The following is an 18,575-nucleotide window of genomic DNA, read 5'->3' as shown; positions in this document are numbered from 1 at the left end:
CGCCACCGCGAAGGGAGATTGACCGATGCTGAGCTATCGTCACGCTTTCCATGCCGGCAACCACGCCGATGTCCTCAAACATCTGGTGCTGGTGCAATTGACACGCTACCTCGGGAAGAAGGACACCGCCTTCTGGTATGTCGATACGCACGCCGGGGCGGGGTCTTACGCGCTCGATTCCGGGCATGCGGCCAAGCTGGCCGAGTATCGGGACGGTATCGGACGGTTGTGGGGGAGGAAGGATTTGCCGTCGGCCCTGCAGGATTATCTCGGACTGGTGCGCGCAATCAATCCCGATGGCCGCCTGAAAATCTATCCGGGTTCGCCTTCCTTCGCGCTGGCGACGATGCGGGTGCAGGACCGCTCGCGTCTGTTCGAGCTGCACAGTCGGGACGTGCTGCGTCTGCGGGAGAATTTCTCGACTTTCGGAAAACGCGTGATCGTTGAGGAAAGCGACGGATTGGCGGCCCTCAAGGCCTTGTTGCCGCCGCCGCCGCGGCGAGCGCTGGTCCTCATCGACCCGTCATACGAAGAGCGGCGCGATTATGATCGGGTGGTGCATTCGCTCAGAGAATGCCTGTCACGCTTTCCGGAGGGCACCTACCTGCTGTGGTATCCACAACTGACCCGGCTTGAAGCGCACGCTTTGCCGCCGCGCCTGAAGCGCCTGCCGGCAAGCTGCTGGCTGCAGGTCACACTGCGTGTCAGAACGCCAGCCAGCGACGGCTTCGGGATGCACGGCAGCGGTCTGTTCGTGATCAATCCACCATGGACCCTGCAAGCAACCTTGCAGGAAGTGATGCCCTGTCTGGTCGAGCTGCTCGGGCAGGATGCGGAAGCGGCTTACACGCTCGAAAGTCGGGATTCAGCCCGATAGGGGTCTGGATATCCCAGCGCAGCCAGTACCCGGCGCTCCTGGTTTTCCATTTCCCGGGCCTCCTTCTTGCCCGTTTCATGGTCGTAGCCCTGCAGATGCAGCATGCCATGGACGATCAGATGGGCGTAATGGGCTTCGAGCGACTTGCCCTGGGCGCTCGCCTCGATCGCAACGACCGGCGCACAGAGCACGAGATCACCGCAGAGCGAGGGTTCCTGCTGATAGGGAAAGGACAGGACGTTGGTCGCGTAGTCTTTGGACCGGTAGGTACGGTTCAGGCTGCGGCCTTCGTCGGCATCGACAAAGCGTACGGTGATCTGTCCGCCACCGCCGCAAGGGACTGCAGCGGCACGTGCCCAGCGACGAACCTGCGATTTCCTGGGGAGGTCCGGCCAGTCACCGGCGTACTGTACGCTGACCTGCAGCCGCCGCTCACGCTTCGCCATGCCCGGCCGGCGCGGCTGCGTGGGCTTCCAGCGCAGCGGTGTGCGCTTCGTAGGCCGAGACGATGCGCGCCACCAGCGGATGACGCACGACGTCTTCCTTGAGGAACTCGGTGAAGGCGATGCCGCGGACTTCCCTGAGGATCTGGCGGGCCTCGATCAGGCCGCTCTTCTGGCCACGCTGCAGGTCGATCTGGGTGACGTCGCCGGTGACCACTGCCTTGGCGCCGATGCCGATGCGCGTCAGGAACATCTTCATCTGTTCGGGCGTCGTGTTCTGCGCCTCGTCGAGAATGATGAAAGCGTGGTTCAGGGTGCGGCCGCGCATATAGGCCAGCGGTGCAATCTCGATCGCGCCGCGTTCGAACAGCTTGCCGACACGCTCGAAGCCCATCAGATCATAGAGCGCATCGTAGAGCGGTCGCAGATAGGGATCGACCTTCTGTGCAAGGTCACCCGGCAGAAAGCCGAGGCGCTCGCCGGCCTCGACTGCCGGACGGGTGAGCACGATGCGCTGCACCAGTTCGCGTTCGAAGGCGTCGACCGCCGAAGCGACGGCAAGATAGGTTTTGCCGGTACCAGCCGGGCCGGTGCCGAAGGTGATGTCGTGTTCCTGGATGTGCTTCAGATATTCGATCTGGCGTGGTGTGCGGCCGTGCAGCTCGGTCTTGCGGGTCAGCAGCGCCGGCGCCAGGCCGCCGCCCGACGCGATGTGGCGTACCGGTCGGTTGAGCAGTTCGATCAGGCCGAGCTGGATGTCATCGACCGACAAGGTGTCCTTGGCCTGCGCATAGAATTGTTGCAGCGCCTCGGAGGCGCGCGCCCGCTGTCCGGCTTCGCCGCGCAGTGTAAAACGTTCGCCGCGGCGGGCAATCGAAACGTCGAGGGCGGTCTCGATCTGGCGCAGATTCTCGTCGAGGGCGCCGCACAGATTGGCCAGTTGCTTGTTGTTGACTGGCGACAGCAGCAGTTCGGTGGCCCGGCTTTTCGGCGGCGAGTGGTATGCAGCAGCCTGTTCGGAAGCGTGTGTGTTGATCATGCGGTTTCCCCGACGATCTCGCCGCGCAGCGAGTGCGGCATGGCGGAAGTGATGCGGACATTGAGGAAGCGGTCGAGGAGGGGCGTGTTTCCGCCAGCCTCACCGGCAAAATTGACGACGCGGTTATTGTCGGTACGCCCCGCCAGTTCCCGGCAGTCCTTCTTCGACACGCCTTCGACCAGCACCCGCTGGACGCTGCCGACCATCGCTGCCGAAACCGCCTGCGCCAGTTCGTCGATGCGCTTCTGCAGGCGCAGCAGACGTTCGAGCTTGAGCGATTGCGGCGTATCGTCGGCAAGCTCGGCCGCTGGCGTCCCTGGGCGTGCGCTGTAGAGAAACGAGAACGATGCGTCGAAACCGACCTCGTCGATCAGTTTCATCGTTTTCTCGAAATCGTCGGCGGTTTCGCCCGGAAAACCGACAATGAAGTCCGAGGACAGCGAGAGATCAGGACGCGCAGCGCGCAGCCTGCGCACCAGGCTCTTGTACTCGAGCGCCGTGTAGCCGCGCTTCATCGCCGCCAGGACCCGATCGGATCCCGATTGCACCGGCAGATGCAGGTGCGAGACGAGCTTTGGCACCCGGGCATAGGCGTCGATCAGCCGTGCCGACATCTCGCGGGGATGCGATGTGGTGTAGCGAATGCGCTCGATGCCCGGAATTTCGGCGATGTATTCGATCAGCAAGGCGAGGTCGGCCGCCTCATCACCGGCGAGTGCCTGCCCGCTGCCCAGCATGGCGCCGCGATAGGCGTTGACATTCTGCCCGAGCAGGGTCACCTCCTGGACGCCCTGCGCGGCCAGCCCGGCGACTTCGGTGAGGACATCGTCGAAAGGCCGCGACACCTCTTCGCCGCGCGTGTAAGGCACGATGCAGAACGAACAGAACTTGCTGCAGCCCTCCATGATCGAGACAAAAGCCGAAGCGCCTTCGACCCGCGCTGGCGGCAGATGGTCGAACTTCTCGATTTCCGGGAAGGAGATATCGACCTGCGACTTGCCCAGGCGACGCCGGTCGGCAATCAACTGCGGCAGCCGATGCAGGGTCTGCGGTCCGAAAACCACATCCACATAAGGTGCGCGGGCGACGATCGCCGCGCCTTCCTGGCTCGCTACACAGCCGCCGACACCGATCACCAGATCGGGATTGGCGAGTTTCAGCAGGCGTACCCGACCGAGGTCATGAAAAACGCGCTCCTGCGCTTTCTCACGTATCGAGCAGGTGTTGAAGAGGATGATGTCGGCGTCGTCGGGCGTATCGGTGTGGACGATGTCTTCGGATGCAGCGAGCACGTCGGCCATCTTGTCCGAATCGTACTCGTTCATCTGGCACCCGAAGGTGCGGATGAAGAGTTTTTTTGGCCATGTTTACTATGTTTTATTGATTGATTCGTTAATGTGAAAGTCGCGTCAGCGACTCACGAATCTCCCCTCTCCACTCGCGGGGAGAGGGGGTGGGGGGAGAGGGTAACGGTCATGTCTTCCATGATCGGAGGCGCCTGGAAAAGTCATGACCGTTAGCGCGATCGCGACACCGAGGCTTCGCTCGGCGTCAGCATCCAGACGCGATAGATTGCGCCGGAAGCGTCGGTGAGATAGACGACCTCGACGGGATCCTGAATCTGTATCGGCAAAACCAGCAGGTTCTGCCGATTACGAAACTGCGCCGTCGGAGCGAGCGGCCATTGCTGGCCACTGATGGTCAGAAAACCATCTCCGGTCGGTGGCTGCAAGACCCCTTGCCTGGCCGCTTCAGGTAGTGTCCGCGCCATGGCCATCGGTTCATGCAGCAATCGCGGGTCAGGGGAGGGCGCCAGTGCGGCTTCGGCGATGGCGCTGAGAATGCTGTACAGGAGTGTTGCAGGAAGATCCATCGGCGCATTATAGACAAGCCCAGGCCACGCTGTCAGCGGATCTTGTACAAAACGCCGCTGCCTGGCTTGTTCCGGGCCGTAGGCGTGTCCCCTTGCAGTACAATCACACTTTTGCCGTAGTTACAATCTCTGAGAAAGGACGTCGCTGTGCTGGAATCCTATCGTGCCCATGTTGCCGAACGCGCTGCGCTCGGCATTCCGCCGCTGCCGCTGACTGCCAAGCAGACCGAGGAACTCATCGGACTGCTGAAGAACCCGCCACAGGGCGAAGAAGCAGCTCTCGTCGAGTTGATCACCTACCGCGTGCCGGCCGGCGTCGATGATGCCGCCAAGGTCAAGGCCGAATTCCTGGCGCGGGTCGCCAAGGGTGCAGAGTCCTGCGCGCTGATCTCGGCGGAAAAGGCCACCGAACTGCTCGGCACGATGCTGGGTGGCTACAACGTCAAGCCGCTGATCGACCTGCTCTCCGGTCCCACCGGAACGATCGCCGCGGCAGCCTTGAAGAAGACACTGCTGGTCTTCGATTTTTTCCATGATGTCAAGGAACTTGCCGGGCAAGGCAATGCGAACGCCAAGTCCGTGCTGCAGAGCTGGGCCGACGCCGAATGGTTCACCTCACGCCCCGAAGTGCCGGCTGCGCAAAAACTCACCGTCTTCAAGGTCACCGGCGAAACCAACACCGACGACCTGTCGCCGGCGCCGGACGCCTGGTCGCGTCCCGACATTCCGCTGCATGCGCTGGCGATGCTCAAGAACCCGCGTCCCGGAATCGACCCCGACAAGGCTGGCGAGCGCGGTCCGATCAAGCAGATTGAAGCACTTGCCAGCAAAGGCCATCTGATCGCCTATGTCGGCGATGTCGTCGGTACCGGTTCGTCGCGCAAGTCGGCGACCAATTCGGTGCTGTGGTTCACCGGCGAAGACATCCCCTACGTCCCGAACAAGCGTTTCGGTGGCGTCTGCCTGGGCTCCAAGATCGCGCCGATCTTCTTCAACACCATGGAAGACGCTGGTGCGCTGCCGGTCGAAATCGACGTCGGCCAGATGGACATGGGCGACGAGATCGAACTCAGAATCGACGCCGCCACATCGAAGGTCACCGCCTTGAAGAACGGTGCCGTGATCGCGGAATCACAACTGAAGACGCCGGTGATTCTCGACGAAGTGCGCGCTGGTGGCCGCATTCCGCTGATCATCGGGCGCGGCCTGACGATGCGTGCGCGTGAAGCGCTCGGCCTGCCGGCATCGACATTGTTCTGCCTGCCGCAGAATCCGGCCGATCCGGGCAAGGGCTACTCGCTGGCGCAGAAGATGGTTGGACGCGCCTGCGGTCTGCCCGAAGGCAAGGGCGTGCTGCCCGGCACCTACTGCGAACCGCGGATGACCACCGTCGGCTCGCAGGACACCACGGGCCCGATGACCCGCGATGAATTGAAGGATCTCGCCTGCCTCGGTTTTTCGGCGGACATGGTGATGCAGTCGTTCTGCCACACTGCTGCCTATCCGAAGCTGGTCGATGTCAAGATGCACCGCGAGCTGCCGAGCTTCATCAGCACACGTGGCGGCGTTGCCCTGCGTCCGGGCGACGGCGTCATCCACTCCTGGCTCAACCGCCTGCTGCTGCCCGACACCGTCGGCACCGGCGGCGATTCGCACACGCGTTTCCCGATCGGTATCTCGTTCCCGGCCGGTTCGGGCCTGGTCGCTTTCGCCGCTGCCACCGGCGTGATGCCGCTCGACATGCCGGAATCGGTGCTGGTGCGCTTCAAGGGCTCGCTCGCCGAAGCCGGCCAGCGCGGCGTGACGCTGCGTGACCTGGTCAACGCGATTCCCTACTATGCGATCCAGGCCGGTCTCCTGACGGTCGAGAAGAAGGGCAAGAAGAACATCTTCTCGGGGCGCATCCTGGAAATCGAAGGGCTGCCGGATCTCAAGGTCGAGCAGGCTTTCGAACTCTCCGACGCCGCCGCCGAGCGTTCGGCCGCGGCCTGCGCGGTGTCGCTGAACAAGGAACCGATCATCGAGTATATGCGTTCGAACATCACGCTGATGAAGTGGATGATCGCCAACGGCTACTCGGATGCGCGCAGCCTCGGTCGCCGCATCAAGGCGATGGAAGCATGGATCGCCAACCCCGAACTGCTCAGGGCCGACGCCGACGCACAGTACGCCGCGGTGATCGAGATCGACCTGGCCGAGGTCACCGAGCCGCTGGTCGCCTGTCCGAACGATCCGGACGACGTCAAGCTGCTCTCCGCGGTCTCCGGTACCAAGATCGACGAAGTCTTCATTGGTTCGTGCATGACCAACATTGGCCATTTCCGCGCTGCCGGCAAGGTCCTCGAAGGCCGGACCGACATCCCGACGCGGCTGTGGATCGCGCCGCCGACCAAGATGGACGCGATGATTCTCAACGAGGAAGGCTATTACGCGATCCTCGGCAAGTCCGGCGCGCGCATGGAAATGCCCGGCTGTTCGCTGTGCATGGGCAACCAGGCGCAGATCAGGAAAGGCAGTACCGCGATGTCCACCTCGACGCGCAACTTCCCGAACCGTCTCGGCATCGACACCAACGTCTTCCTGGGATCCGCCGAACTCGCCGCCGTCTGCGCGCTGATGGGCCGAATCCCGACGCCGGCCGAGTACCTCGAGCAGGTACAGACGGTCAACACCAAGGCCGCGGACGTCTATCGCTACATGAACTTCGACCAGATCAAGGAGTTCAGTGACGTGGCGGATACGGTGACGGTGTAAGCTTTCCCGGTCGCGTAGTACCACTCAACGGCCCGCCAGGCTTCGCCTGCGCGGGCCGTTGTACGAGATGGTCCAGCCGTTCCTATTTGCCGTTCAGTTCTCCCTATCCTGCAGGGTCGACTGCGCCATGGCCCTGACCACCGGACGAAGCTCCAGCCACCATTGTTCCTTGGGGCGAAAGTGAATCCAATCGACCATTTCAGACATTCTGCCCAGCGGGAAGAGCGTCACCTTGCCTTCGACGAGGCCAATGAACGCGCCGTCCGCCGAGCCGCTTGCCAGTTGTCCGCTCAGGAAGTTGATGCAATGCGCGGCCAGTCTGGTCCCCAGAATGCGATCGTACGGCGAAGGGTTACCACCTTGCTGGAAATGGCCCAAAACAGAGCGACGCACATCAAACAGGCCACGACCTTCCTCCTCGAACAGCGCGCACATGAAGTCGGTCGTGTATTGCGGGTTGGCTCGCTCGTTGCGGATGGTCAGATAGAGCCGTCGGCCAGCGTGGAAGGCTTTGACCATACGCTCGACCTCGGCTTGCAGGTCTTTCAGCGTGACCCCTTCCTCGTGCAGATAGACGCGCTCCGCGCCACCGGCGAGACCGCTCATCAGCGCCAGGTAGCCACAATAGCGCCCCATGGTTTCCACCACGAAACAACGCTTCGCGGCCATCGCCGATTGTTTGACGCGATCCAGAGCGGTGACAATGGCGTTGAGCGCACTATCCGCGCCAACGCTGAGTTCCGAGCCGGGCAAGTTGTTATCGATCGTCGCCGGCAGGCAGATCATCGGGATCTTGAAGGCTGGATAGCGGTCGCGTTCGCTGTGCAGTTGATAGGCTGCCTTGTAGGCCATCCAGCCGCCGATGATCAGCAGGCCTTCGATCCGATGGGTTTCAATGGCACGAGCAACGGCGTACAGTTCCTCGATGCCGGGAATATGGCGATTGGTGCCCAGTTCACAACCCCCCAGGCCGGCCCACCCTTCAACATCGCCCCAGGTCAGTTCCTCGATTCGGCCGGCAAGCAATCCCTCGAAACTGCCACGCACTCCCAGTAGTGTATGGCCGCGGTCCAGGCCGAAGCGCACCGCGGCGCGCACGGCAGAATTCATTCCCGGCGCTAGTCCGCCCGCATGAATGATCGCCAGGCGGCGGGGCTGGCTTGGCGTGGTGACACTCGGTGACGCCTCGGCAATTGCCCTGAAAACTTCGAACATCTCGGTAAAACTGCCGCCACGCAATTCCATTGCCGTGGAGTACTCCTGTTCGGCAATCTTCTGCGCAACGGCACGGGTCTGCTCAACGCACTGCATCAAGGGCACCCGCTGAATGCGGTTACAGCGAATGCCGATCAGTTGCGGTTCACTTTCCGGTGTTGCAGACAGCACCTCCTGAACGGCGGCATGACCGAGCAGGGTGCTCATCCAGCGGTCGAAGCTGCTCGGGGTTCCGCCACGCTGCACATGTCCAAGAATGGTCACCCGGGCATCCTCACCGAGTCGCTCTTCCAGAACCTGCCGCACATAGTCGCAACTGATGGGATTGCCGGCACGGTCCTGGGCGCCTTCGGCGACCACGACAATGCTGTCGCGACGACCAGCGGCGCGCCCGTTGCGCAACAAGCCGCACATCTGTTCCTCCCAGCCATTGGGCGGAGGATTTTCGGGGATGAGCACGTAGTCGGCACCGCCGGCGATGGCGCTCATCAAGGCCAGATAGCCACAGTGTCTGCCCATGACCTCGACTACGAAACTGCGCTGATGACTGGCGGCGGTGCTGGCGATGGCGTCGATCGCTTCAGTGATCCGATACAGGGCGGAGTCGGCACCGATCGTCATGTCGGTCCCGACCATATCATTGTCAATCGATCCGACCAGGCCGGCAATCATCAGTGCCGGATGCTGGCAGGCCGTCTGCTCATCGATCTGTCCGTTTTGCACCAGTTCCGCCACCAGTCCGGGCCATTCCCGGCGAAAGGTGTCCGCGCCGCTCAGGCTACCGTCACCACCGATGATGACCAGCCGGTCGATACCGTGCTGGAGCAGGTTGTGGGCGGCGCGCAGGCGCCCGGCGCGTTCGCGGAAGGCTGCGCAGCGAGCCGTGCCGATGATCGTGCCGCCGCGATGCAGGATACTGCCCACATCATCCCAGAACTGTGGCCGGATGCGCTCGCCGCCGTCCACCATACCTTGATAACCTTCGTAAATGGCGTACACCACGGCACCCTGATGCAGCGCCGTGCGGACCACTGCGCGTACTGCCGCGTTCATGCCTTGGGCATCACCGCCGCTGGTGAGGACGCCGATACTCAGGGGGGGGACTTTTGTTGTTCATATTCATGTGGGCAATCTCGAGAAGGAAAGGAGGGTCATTGGTGCCGGGAGGAGTATAGGTGGCCCTGTCGACAGCGGTCAATCCGGGTTCCTTGCCGGGGTGGGAATCAAAGTGGTCAAGCGCAACGGACTCCAGACTCCACGACCAGCCAGCGGTTAGCGCCACCAGGCGACTCCCTCGCATCAGGCACACCAGACCGCGATTCCCCGCTGGAGACGGGGGCGCCCAAGAATCGTCAAATACTGTTGGCAACAAATCCTTTTCTGTATTAAGCTTATATCCAAACATCATTTCCCTCCTTCGGTCGATCAACGATTTGACAAAGTCATCTTGCCGGACCGAAGCGGCGGCTGCCCAGCCGCCCGAATTACAGCAGTCGAAGGACTGGATCCGGCAATGCATAGACATGAGTGATGACCAAGTCCTGAAAAACAGCGAGGCATTCGGGAAGTTGGAGCGGGGTGCCGACGGCTGCGTGCTTCGGTGGCACCCTCTGATTGATCACATGATCGACGTGGCGGCCTGCTTTCATCGCCTGGCGCATTGTCGCTCGATCCGGCGTGCAATGGAAAGGAGCGCAGGGCGCCAACTCACATCGCAGGATATTTCCCGTTTGGCGGTGCTGGCCTTCCTGCATGACGTTGGCAAGGCGAATAGCGGATTCCAGGCCAAGCGCTGGAAAGATAAGCGAGATATTCCGAGATACTGGCCGCTTCACGCCGGGCATGGGGTCGAAGGACTAAAACTTTTCAACCCCGACAACCGGCTCGACGGTCTGATGATGCTGCTACCTGTCGAGCACATGTCGCTTTGGGGGGATGCCTGCTATCGCTTGCTGGTGGCAAGCATCAGCCACCATGGCCGACCGTTGGTGGATGGCCCGGCTGACTGGAGTCGAAGTATCTGGAAAGCGGTTCCCAACGCGTACGATCCTGCTGTTTCCCTGAAAGAAATCGGTTGCTACGCTCGATACCTTTATCCGCTGGCTTTCGAGGCTGACGGGGAGGACTTGCCCGGTGCATCGGCGTTCGGGCATTTGTTCGCCGGCCTGGTCCAACTGGCTGACTGGCTGGGATCGGACACCCGCTTCTTCGAGTATTCCGGTCCGGGCGAGGCAAGGGCGGTGAGTGCACCGAAACTGGCGGACGATGCGATTACCACCCTCGGCCTGAACGCCGAAGACTGGCGCGAGCGACTCACCGCGACCGAGCCTGACTTTGCCAGAACCTTTGAAGGGTTCCCTCCACATCCCATTCAGGCAGCCATGGGCGACGAGAGTCTTGGGCCACTGGTGATCCTTGAATCGGAAACCGGCAGCGGCAAGACCGAGGCCGCGCTCTGGCGATATCTGCGGCTCTTTCGCGCAGGAGAAGTGGATAGCCTCTACTTTGCCCTGCCGACACGTGTCGCCGCGAGCCAACTCTACAAACGCGTGCAGGACACTCTTGATCGCCTATGGCCGGAGAATCCGCCGCTGGCCTTGCGCGCCTTGCCCGGCTACGTCGCTGCCGATGGCCAGGAAGCCAGGGCGCTGCCCGATTTCAAGGTGCTGTGGGCCGACAACCCGGACGATCAGGCGGCCCCGCAACGCTGGGCCGGCGAGAACGCCAAGCGTTTTCTCGCTGCTCCGGTTGCCGTCGGCACCATCGACCAGGCACTGCTTGGCGCCCTGCAAGTTCCCCATGCCCACCTGCGCCATGCCACCCTGGCGCGCAGCCTGCTGGTGGTCGATGAAGTGCACGCTTCCGATGCCTACATGACGGTTCTGCTCGAACAGTTGCTGAAGGCACACCTGAACTGCGGCGGACATGCCGTATTGCTCTCCGCGACGCTGGGCTCCAGCGCGCGCAGCCGTTATCTCCGATTGACTCCGCAAGGCCGGACCTCCTCGCTGCCCCCGGTGATGCCTTTCGACGTTGCGTGCAATGTGCCTTATCCGGCGATTTCGGATAGCCACAGCCCGCGCCGGGTAGCGAGAACAGGGCAGTCCAAGCCCGTGCGCTGGAGCACGCGCGACATCATCGACTCCCCCGAGCAGATTGCCGAACTGGCGCTGGCGGCTGCCGCTCAGGGAGCCAAGGTGCTGATCGTTCGCAACACCGTACCTGCCGCAATCGCCACCCTCGCGGCATTGGAAGCACAGGTGCCCGACCCCGCGTGGTTGTTCCAGGTGAATGGCGTGGTCACGCTGCATCACAGCCGTTTCAGCCGCCAGGACAGGCCGCTGCTCGATGCCGAGATCGAACTGCGCCTAGGCAAGGAGCGGCCAAGTGGCGCCCTGATCGTTGTCGGGACGCAGACGCTCGAACAGAGCCTGGACATCGACGCCGATTTCCTGATCACCGACCTTTGCCCGATGGACGTGCTGCTGCAGCGTGTCGGTCGTCTGCATCGCCACGCCAACGAGCGCCCAGCGACTTATCGCATCGCACAGGTTGTGATTCTGACACCAGCAGGGAATGACCTGGCGCCACTGTTGGACCACGCGAAAAACGGGCTCGGGCGCCACCGGAACGGCGGCGGTGTGTATGACGACCTGCGCATCCTCGAAGCGACGCATCGCCTGCTGGCCGACAAGCCGGAAGTGAACATCCCCGACGACAACCGCTATCTGGTGGAAGCAGCGACGCATCCAGCGCGGCTTGAAGCCTTGCAGACCGAACTCGGCGAGGCGTGGCAAAGCCTCGCGGCAAAGCTCGAAGGAGATACCAGTGCGGAAAATACCATCGCTCATCTGCATACGCTGAACGTGGAAAAGGAATTTGGCGAAGAGGAATTTCCCACAGGCGTTCAAGTCGGCACCCGGCTCGGCGCGCAGGACCGGGTGGTGCACTTTGACTTGCAACAACCCGGCCCCTTTGGCGAACCGCTCAAGTCATTGCCCATCCGCCACCACCTGCTGCCCAAGGACTTGCCGCTGGATGCCGAACCCACCGCAGTCGCACACCAGCAAGACTGCGCCACTTTTCGACTGGGCGAAGCCCTTTTTCGCTACAGCCGCCTGGGGCTTGAACGCCTCAAGGATCAATAATCCGTTGCCGGAGATTGCCCGTGACCCTCCTCTATAACCTGCTCGATGAACCCCTGATCCGAACCCGGCTGGTCGCTGATGGGCAGCCCCGGTCCTTCAGCCTGCCCGGCCTGTTCGTTGCGCTCGGGCAGGACGCGATAAGGGACTTCCCCGCCTTGCGCCCGCATCAACGCCACCCTTGGCACGCCTTTCTTGTGCAACTGGCGGCGATCGCCCTGCACCGTGCCGGGCGAAGCGAGCTTTTCGATAGCGAGGCGACCTGGAAACAGGCTCTCCTGGATCTCACGCCCGAACATCCGGATGGTGCAGCCTGGTGCCTGATTACGCCGCACGACCGACCCGCGTTCATGCAGGCGCCGGTGCCGGGAGCGAATGTCGATGGCTGGTCGAGCGACCGCCCTACGCCTGACAGCCTGGATGTGCTGGTGACCTCAAAAAACCACGACTTGAAGCAGGGACGTATGCGGGCGGCTGGCCAGGACGACTGGGCGTTTAGTCTGATAAGCCTGCAAACCCAAGCACCTTACCCGGGCTCCGGGAATTTCGGCATTGCCCGGATGAATGGTGGCTCCTCCAGCCGACCAGGGCTGGGTGTCGATCCGTATGGGTATATTGGAAGGAGGTGGCGTCGAGATGTTCTGGTTGGTTTGGGACATCGTTCGGACGTGCTTACCATCGGTTACAAAGAAAACTTGGGTTTTGCTTTGCTTTGGCTGTTGCCTTGGGATGGCGAGAGCGGGTTGTCGTTTTCTCAGCTTGATCCTTATTTTATCGAGGTCTGCCGCAGAGTGCGTTTGGTACAAACCGCGGATGGGATATCTGCGTTAAGGGCCACCACAAAGGGGCCAAGAATATACAAAGACGAGGCAAAGGCTCGCAAAGGATATACGGGAGATCTATGGACCCCGGTTCATGTGGCTGAGGGCAAATCTCTCGGTGTATCAGTAAGTGGATTCAGCTACGAACGAATGGCGGAACTTGCGTTTGGCTCCGACTACAAGAAGCCTCCGGCGCAGGTCGTTTATCATTCAGACACTGGACCGCGATTGGAGCTTGTCGCCCAAGCCATCGCTGGTGGGCAGAGTACCACTGACGGTTATCACGAGCGACGGATACTGCTATCGCCGACCGTCCGGAAGTTGATGCTTCAAGGGCAGAGTAACCACCTCGCAACAACTGCCAAAGAACGCGTTCATGCAGTCGGGCAACTTGCGTTCTTGCTGAGAAACGCGATAAAGACGTTGTTGGATGGCGGCAAATCCAGAGCTGACCCAAAAGGCATTCCGGAGAGCATCAGCAAGAAAGCTTCGTTGCTAGCGGCGCCATTCGAGCAAGCCGAAGACGCCCGTTTTTTCATCGCCCTGAACGAAGAAATGGAGTCCGAGCAACCCGACAACGAGCGCCTGCAATGGTTGTTGTCGATGGCCGATGCTGCCGAAGCCATCCTGAAACACGCATTCACCGCCGGACCCCAGTGCGGCGAGCAGCGCTACCGCGCTCAGACCGCAGCCTTATCCCGATTCCACGGTGGTTTGCGGAACCCCAAGACGCTGCCAGACCTGGCCAACTACCTTCGCCAACGATCCATTGACAAGGAACTTCCATGAGCACCCATGATGCCGGTCCGCCGGAGCAGCCCCCGCTTGCTGAAAACTTATCCCCAAAGCAGGAAAGCCCGATTTCCAGACTGGCGAGAATCATTACCAAGGCTGCCCGTTTCAAGGGCGATGCGCATGGACTGGACAACGGCGAGCATGCCGCCTTGGCACGCCTCGACCCCGACGCCGAGTTTCGCCCCCATCAAATCGCTGCCCTGTCGCGTGCGCTGGTCTATGCCGATCTCGCACCCGAAAATTGGCAAGCCGATACCTGGCGTCGTTGGGCGATGATTGCCCACGGAATGGCATTGGCCGGCCACGATGGCAGCCGGCGCCTGGGGCAGCAACTCAGCGCGGCGGGGGTTTCCGAGTCGCGCGTCACCAAGTTGCTGACTGCGCGCGGTGATGCTTTCCGGCAACTCGTTCCGCGTTTGCTGCGACTGCTGGCCAGCAAGGAGGGGCAGTCGCCCAACTGGTTTGATCTCGGCAATTTGATCCTCAGCCAGGGGCGCGATGAACAAGCAGCCGAAGCCATCCGCCTGAGAATCGCCGGCAGTTTCTTCTCTGCCGAAGCCAAGAAACCCAAACACTGATTCACTCACTGGAGCCTGACCATGTCGACCCCGCGTTTCATCCAGATTCATACCCTGCACACCTACCCGGCCGCACTGCTCAATCGTGACGATGCAGGACTTGCCAAACGATTACCATTGGGCAACGCCGTCCGTACCCGCATCTCTTCGCAGTGCCTGAAGCGACATTGGCGGGTAGTGGAAGACCAGTTCGCCCTGTCTCGTCTGGACGTACCGATGGCGATTCGCTCGCGTGGCACGCTCGAATTGATCAGAAAACGGATTCAGGAAAGCGGTGTTTCGGCGGTCATGGCTCAGGCCGCAGCCGAAGCCATGCGGGATGCTGGTCTACTGAACAAGGGAGGCAAGGAAAAGAAGGGGGAAGATGCTTTGAAAACCGGCCAGGCAGTCTTGCTGGGCAAGCCTGAAATCGACTATCTCGTCCAACGGTGCGTCGAACTTGCGAGTGGTAATGTGGACGAAAAAAATGCTCAAGGAAACGATTGCCCTATGGCTGAAGGGCAAAGACGAAAAGAAAAATATCGAGGCCATGAAGCACGGTAGTGGCCTCGAATCCGCCTTGTTCGGTCGCATGGTGACGTCCGACGTGTTGACCAGTCGCGAGGCGGCCGTCTACGTCGCGCATGCTTTCACCGTCCACCAGGCACAGGTGGAAAACGACTATTTCACGGTGGTGGACGATCTGTTGCAGGACGCCGGGGAACTGGGGTCGGCCGGCATCTTCGACACCGAACTCGCCTCCGGTCTGTACTACGGCTATGTCGTGGTCGATGTGCCGCAACTCGTCCAGAACCTGGAGGGCGAGGATTTCAAGGATTGCTTTGCCTCGGGCACCCCAGCCGAGCGTCGCGCTCTTGCCGGGCGGGTCGTACAGCATTTGCTGCACCTGATCGCCACGGTCAGCCCCGGCGCCAAGCGCGGCTCCACCGCGCCTTTCGACTGGGCCAAGTTCATGCTGATTGAAGCCGGCGACTGGCAGCCCCGTAGTCTGGCCGGCGCCTTCCATGATGCGCTGCCGCTCGATGGAAAGGAGGGCACCATTCGCCAGCGGACCATCGATCGGCTGACCAGGGAAATCGGCGCCATGGACGACGCGTATGGAGCGCCCTTGTCACGCCGTTTTCTTGCCGTTGACCAGGAGGTGCAAGTCCCCGGCGCCGAGCGGCTGAACCTGGGCCATCTGGCGGATTGGGTAAAGGAAATCATCGAACAAGGGGCGTGCTGAAATGCCTCGTCATCTCTTGATGCGTCTGGAGGCACCGTTGATGGCCTTTGGCGGCGAGACCATCGACAACTACGGTGTGATTCGCGACTTTCCCGCGCTGTCCATGGTCACGGGTCTGTTGGCAAATGCCCTGGGCTATCGGCGGGAAGAAAGCGAATTGCACGATCGTTTACAGGCCCGTTTGCTGGTGGGCGCACGCCTGGATCGTGAGATTCAGCGTCTGACCGATTTTCAGACCGCGCAACTGAGCAAGGATGACAAGGGCTGGACAACCTGGGGAATGGCCGAGGAACGTCGCGGAGGGGCAGAGTCCTACAAGTCGCCTCATCTGCGCTACCGCGACTACCACGCCAGCCTGAATGTCCTCGTCGCCCTGCGCCTTGAGCCTGCTGCCGAATCCCCGACGCTTGATGATCTGGCACAGGCCCTCGACCATCCTGCCCGCCCGCTTTTCATTGGCCGCAAGAGCTGCCTGCCCAGCCGGCGCGTCTTCGCTGGCTGGCACGAAGCCGAGAACGTGCTCGCTGCCTTGCAAACGGCGCAATTGCCCGACAAGGCCAGGCACCTGCGGATGCAGTGGCCGGATGGCGAGGGCACCCTTGCCGGCGACCGCCCTCTGGATCTGTGCGACGAGCGCAACTGGAGGAGCGGCGTCCATGGCGGTTGGCGGCCAGTGCGCGAAGGCAGCTTCGCTTTGCCGGGATCGCCGACATGAGCTTGCAGCTATTGCGTCTGCAGCCGGACCCCACGGCCTTGGCTCCCTGGGCGACTCGCCATCGGCTGCTGTCGCCGGATGGCGATTACGGCTATGCCTTGCATGCCTTGCTCAGCGCAGCTTTTGGCGACCTGGCGCCAAAGCCGTTCCATTATCTGGGCGGGCGGCAAGGTCTGCTGGCTTACACCTCGGCCGACCTGGGGATGCTGCGCATGAATGCCAGCCTCGCACCGCCGGACGTAGCTCGGGCGCTGGGGTTGAATCATCTGGATGCCCGCCCGTTTCCTAACGCCTGGCGGGCAGGGCAGTGTCTGGGTTTCGAGGCACGGATTCGTCCGGTGGTGCGCGGCAAGGATGGGCGAGAGAGGGATGCCTATCTGCATGCCGTGGAGGGCACGGTCGACACCGGACAAATCGCTGGCAACGGCAGCATTGCCCAGCGCACCGTCATCTACAAAGACTGGCTGGAGAAGCAGTTTGGGCTTGATGGCGCAGCGCAGATTGTTGAAGCCCACCTCGACTCCTTCCGGCTCACGCGTGTCCTGCGTAAAGCGGGAAGCAGCGACAACGGCAAGCGGAAAACGACCAACAACGCCGGGCCGGATGTCGTTTTCAAGGGTCACTTGCAGGTCGGAGACGCGCCAGCTTTCAACCGTCTGCTGGAAAGAGGGGTCGGCCGGCACCGGGCTTTCGGTTTTGGCATGTTGCTACTCAGGCCCGCCGGGTCATGCTGAAGGGACGACTCGGTCTGGAAACGGCCCGTGTTCCGCATGCCGACCGGCACGGCCTGATCTGGCTGGAGCGCGGAGAACTCTGCGTCATCGATGGCTGCCTGCATTTCATGGCTGGCAAGGACTCGCTGACTCCCTACATCCTGCAGGTGCCGCATCAGGCCGTGTCGATGATCCTGCTCGGGCCGGGAAGCAGCGTCACCCACGATGCGCTTCGCTTGCTCGCGCGCCATGGAACCCTGATGGCCGCAGTGGGGCAGGATGGAGTGCGAACCTACACCGCGCCACCGTTGTTGCCCGATCGCTCGGACGTGGCCAGGCGTCAGGCGGAACTTTGGGGTAACCCGCGCCGACGCATCAGCATTGCTCGGCACATGTACGCGCTGCGTCTGGGAGAAGTTCTGCCGCACCGCGATCTGGATACCTTGCGTGGGATCGAAGGTGCCAGGGTCAAGGCGATCTATCGCCTGATGGCCGAAAAATACGGCATCCCCTGGGAAGGAAGGCACTACGACCGGGGCGACCCCGGAGCGGCGGACATGCCGAATCAGGGAATCAATCACGCGGCCACGGCCGTGCAGGGAGCCGCAGCCATCGCCGTGCAGGCGCTGGCGGCGATTCCTCAACTCGGCTTCATCCATGAGGATTCAGGGCAGGCGTTCGTGCTCGACATCGCCGACCTCTTCAGGGAAACGGTGACCCTTCCAATCGCCTTCACGGCAGCAAAGAAATCCATCAATGGCGACGAAACCACCATCGATCGCCTTGTTCGCCGCGAGGCGTCCACCGTGTTTCGCAAACAGGATGTCATCGCCAGCATGATCGACAAGATCAAGCTGGTGCTACGGACGGAGGAAAACGATGGCACTGGTAGTCATAGTGACGCGTGATGTGGCATACCGATACCGTGGCTTCCTGGCGTCAGTGATGCTGGAAGTCGCGCCAACCGTCTACATCTCGCCGCGTATGAGCCCGGCAGTCAGGGGGGCGCGTATGGGACACCTTGTCGGACTGGTATTCTGCAGAACCGCAGGGTAGCGTCGTCGTCGTATGGCGGGATCTGAATGAAACCGGTGGCGTCGGAATCAAGACGCTGGGGGGAGCCGCCGAAGGAACTTGTCGAGGTTGACGGCCTGTGGCTGGTGAGGCGAATGGTATAAAACGATTTTTAACAACGTGAATCGAAGTTATTATTTCTTCCTGTGGTTCATAGGGTTACCTACAAGAGTTTCCCCCGCGCCAGCGGGGATAGGCCCTGGCTGCTGACGGGGGAAGGGCCGATGCTCCTGTTTCCCCCGCGCCAGCGGGGATAGGCCCTCGCGGCGTAGGCCGCTTCAAAGGGGGAATTCGTTTCCCCCCGCGCC

13 protein-coding genes and 2 pseudogenes are annotated in these 18,575 nt (G+C 61.8%); 10 read left to right on the top strand and 5 right to left on the bottom strand.

The window, feature by feature from the left end:
• Nucleotides 1-25: 25 nt before the first annotated feature.
• Entirely contained in the window at nucleotides 26-877 is an 852-nt protein-coding gene (locus E4Q08_RS12815) for a 23S rRNA (adenine(2030)-N(6))-methyltransferase RlmJ (RefSeq protein WP_034915053.1), read from the top strand.
• Here E4Q08_RS12815 and ybeY read toward each other — a convergent pair.
• The 4 genes from ybeY to E4Q08_RS12795 form a co-directional block, all read right to left on the bottom strand.
• Nucleotides 844-1,323 carry an rRNA maturation RNase YbeY gene (gene ybeY / locus E4Q08_RS12810; RefSeq protein WP_034915056.1) on the bottom strand — a complete coding sequence of 160 codons (480 nt, stop codon included), beginning with the start codon at nucleotides 1,321-1,323 and terminating at the stop codon, nucleotides 844-846. The genes E4Q08_RS12815 and ybeY overlap by 34 nt on opposite strands.
• Nucleotides 1,310-2,359: a PhoH family protein gene (locus tag E4Q08_RS12805; RefSeq protein ID WP_169070667.1), complete on the bottom strand. Its 1,050-nt coding sequence runs from the start codon at nucleotides 2,357-2,359 to the stop codon at nucleotides 1,310-1,312. The genes ybeY and E4Q08_RS12805 overlap by 14 nt, the downstream gene beginning before the upstream one ends.
• The gene (gene miaB / locus E4Q08_RS12800; RefSeq protein ID WP_169070666.1) at nucleotides 2,356-3,684 is read right to left on the bottom strand and encodes a tRNA (N6-isopentenyl adenosine(37)-C2)-methylthiotransferase MiaB; all 1,329 of its coding nucleotides are present in this window, start codon (nucleotides 3,682-3,684) and stop codon (nucleotides 2,356-2,358) included. The genes E4Q08_RS12805 and miaB overlap by 4 nt, the downstream gene beginning before the upstream one ends.
• A gap of 191 nt (nucleotides 3,685-3,875) precedes the next feature.
• Nucleotides 3,876-4,232: a hypothetical protein gene (locus tag E4Q08_RS12795; protein WP_034913394.1), complete on the bottom strand. Its 357-nt coding sequence runs from the start codon at nucleotides 4,230-4,232 to the stop codon at nucleotides 3,876-3,878.
• A 147-nt stretch (nucleotides 4,233-4,379) separates the two neighbouring features.
• Between E4Q08_RS12795 and E4Q08_RS12790 the strand changes: the two genes are divergently transcribed.
• Nucleotides 4,380-6,986, top strand: a complete 2,607-nt coding sequence (locus E4Q08_RS12790) for a bifunctional aconitate hydratase 2/2-methylisocitrate dehydratase (protein ID WP_169070665.1) — start codon at nucleotides 4,380-4,382, stop codon at nucleotides 6,984-6,986.
• 93 nt (nucleotides 6,987-7,079) lie between these two features.
• Here the strand turns inward: E4Q08_RS12790 and E4Q08_RS12785 are convergent, their stop codons facing one another.
• Nucleotides 7,080-9,254, bottom strand: coding sequence for a 6-phosphofructokinase (locus E4Q08_RS12785; RefSeq protein ID WP_169070664.1), 2,175 nt, complete (start codon nucleotides 9,252-9,254; stop codon nucleotides 7,080-7,082).
• Nucleotides 9,255-9,724: 470 nt separating this feature from the next.
• On the opposite strand from E4Q08_RS12785, the gene cas3 reads away from it, so the two are divergent.
• The 8 genes and pseudogenes from cas3 (at nucleotide 9,725) to cas2e (ending at nucleotide 18,371) form a co-directional block, all read left to right on the top strand.
• Nucleotides 9,725-12,349, top strand: a complete 2,625-nt coding sequence (gene cas3 / locus E4Q08_RS12780) for a CRISPR-associated helicase Cas3' (RefSeq protein ID WP_169070663.1) — start codon at nucleotides 9,725-9,727, stop codon at nucleotides 12,347-12,349.
• 20 nt (nucleotides 12,350-12,369) lie between these two features.
• A complete protein-coding gene (gene casA, locus E4Q08_RS12775; RefSeq protein ID WP_169070662.1) occupies nucleotides 12,370-13,956 on the top strand; it encodes a type I-E CRISPR-associated protein Cse1/CasA in 1,587 nt (528 codons plus the stop codon).
• Nucleotides 13,953-14,540 carry a type I-E CRISPR-associated protein Cse2/CasB gene (gene casB, locus E4Q08_RS12770; protein WP_169070661.1) on the top strand — a complete coding sequence of 196 codons (588 nt, stop codon included), beginning with the start codon at nucleotides 13,953-13,955 and terminating at the stop codon, nucleotides 14,538-14,540. Before casA ends, casB begins: the two co-directional genes overlap by 4 nt.
• 21 nt (nucleotides 14,541-14,561) lie before the next feature.
• A pseudogene (gene cas7e, locus E4Q08_RS12765) lies at nucleotides 14,562-15,765 on the top strand (type I-E CRISPR-associated protein Cas7/Cse4/CasC).
• Nucleotide 15,766: 1 nt separating this feature from the next.
• Complete coding sequence (gene cas5e, locus E4Q08_RS12760; RefSeq protein ID WP_169070660.1) at nucleotides 15,767-16,480, top strand: type I-E CRISPR-associated protein Cas5/CasD; 714 nt, start codon at nucleotides 15,767-15,769, stop codon at nucleotides 16,478-16,480.
• The gene (gene cas6e, locus E4Q08_RS12755; RefSeq protein ID WP_169070659.1) at nucleotides 16,477-17,214 is read left to right on the top strand and encodes a type I-E CRISPR-associated protein Cas6/Cse3/CasE; all 738 of its coding nucleotides are present in this window, start codon (nucleotides 16,477-16,479) and stop codon (nucleotides 17,212-17,214) included. The genes cas5e and cas6e overlap by 4 nt, the downstream gene beginning before the upstream one ends.
• A complete protein-coding gene (gene cas1e, locus E4Q08_RS12750; RefSeq protein WP_169070658.1) occupies nucleotides 17,208-18,101 on the top strand; it encodes a type I-E CRISPR-associated endonuclease Cas1e in 894 nt (297 codons plus the stop codon). Before cas6e ends, cas1e begins: the two co-directional genes overlap by 7 nt.
• Nucleotides 18,073-18,371 (top strand): annotated as a pseudogene (gene cas2e, locus E4Q08_RS12745) (type I-E CRISPR-associated endoribonuclease Cas2e). Before cas1e ends, cas2e begins: the two are co-directional and overlap by 29 nt.
• The last annotated feature ends 204 nt before the right edge of the window (nucleotides 18,372-18,575 follow it).

Source organism: Candidatus Accumulibacter contiguus, assembly GCF_012940005.1.
In the GTDB taxonomy this organism is placed as follows: Bacteria; Pseudomonadota; Gammaproteobacteria; order Burkholderiales; family Rhodocyclaceae; genus Accumulibacter; species Accumulibacter contiguus.
This window is presented reverse-complemented; position numbering and strand designations above follow the sequence as displayed.

Excerpts from the sequence above, each read along its gene's own strand:
- E4Q08_RS12815 (WP_034915053.1), top strand. The coding sequence starts at position 26 with ATGCTGAGCTATCGTCACGCTTTCCATGCCGGCAACCACGCCGATGTC.
- ybeY (WP_034915056.1), bottom strand. The coding sequence starts at position 1,323 with ATGGCGAAGCGTGAGCGGCGGCTGCAGGTCAGCGTACAGTACGCCGGT.
- E4Q08_RS12805 (WP_169070667.1), bottom strand. The coding sequence starts at position 2,359 with ATGATCAACACACACGCTTCCGAACAGGCTGCTGCATACCACTCGCCG.
- miaB (WP_169070666.1), bottom strand. The coding sequence starts at position 3,684 with ATGAACGAGTACGATTCGGACAAGATGGCCGACGTGCTCGCTGCATCC.
- E4Q08_RS12795 (WP_034913394.1), bottom strand. The coding sequence starts at position 4,232 with ATGGATCTTCCTGCAACACTCCTGTACAGCATTCTCAGCGCCATCGCC.
- E4Q08_RS12785 (WP_169070664.1), bottom strand. The coding sequence starts at position 9,254 with ATGAACGCGGCAGTACGCGCAGTGGTCCGCACGGCGCTGCATCAGGGT.
- cas3 (WP_169070663.1), top strand. The coding sequence starts at position 9,725 with ATGAGTGATGACCAAGTCCTGAAAAACAGCGAGGCATTCGGGAAGTTG.
- casB (WP_169070661.1), top strand. The coding sequence starts at position 13,953 with ATGAGCACCCATGATGCCGGTCCGCCGGAGCAGCCCCCGCTTGCTGAA.
- cas5e (WP_169070660.1), top strand. The coding sequence starts at position 15,767 with ATGCCTCGTCATCTCTTGATGCGTCTGGAGGCACCGTTGATGGCCTTT.
- cas6e (WP_169070659.1), top strand. The coding sequence starts at position 16,477 with ATGAGCTTGCAGCTATTGCGTCTGCAGCCGGACCCCACGGCCTTGGCT.
- cas1e (WP_169070658.1), top strand. The coding sequence starts at position 17,208 with ATGCTGAAGGGACGACTCGGTCTGGAAACGGCCCGTGTTCCGCATGCC.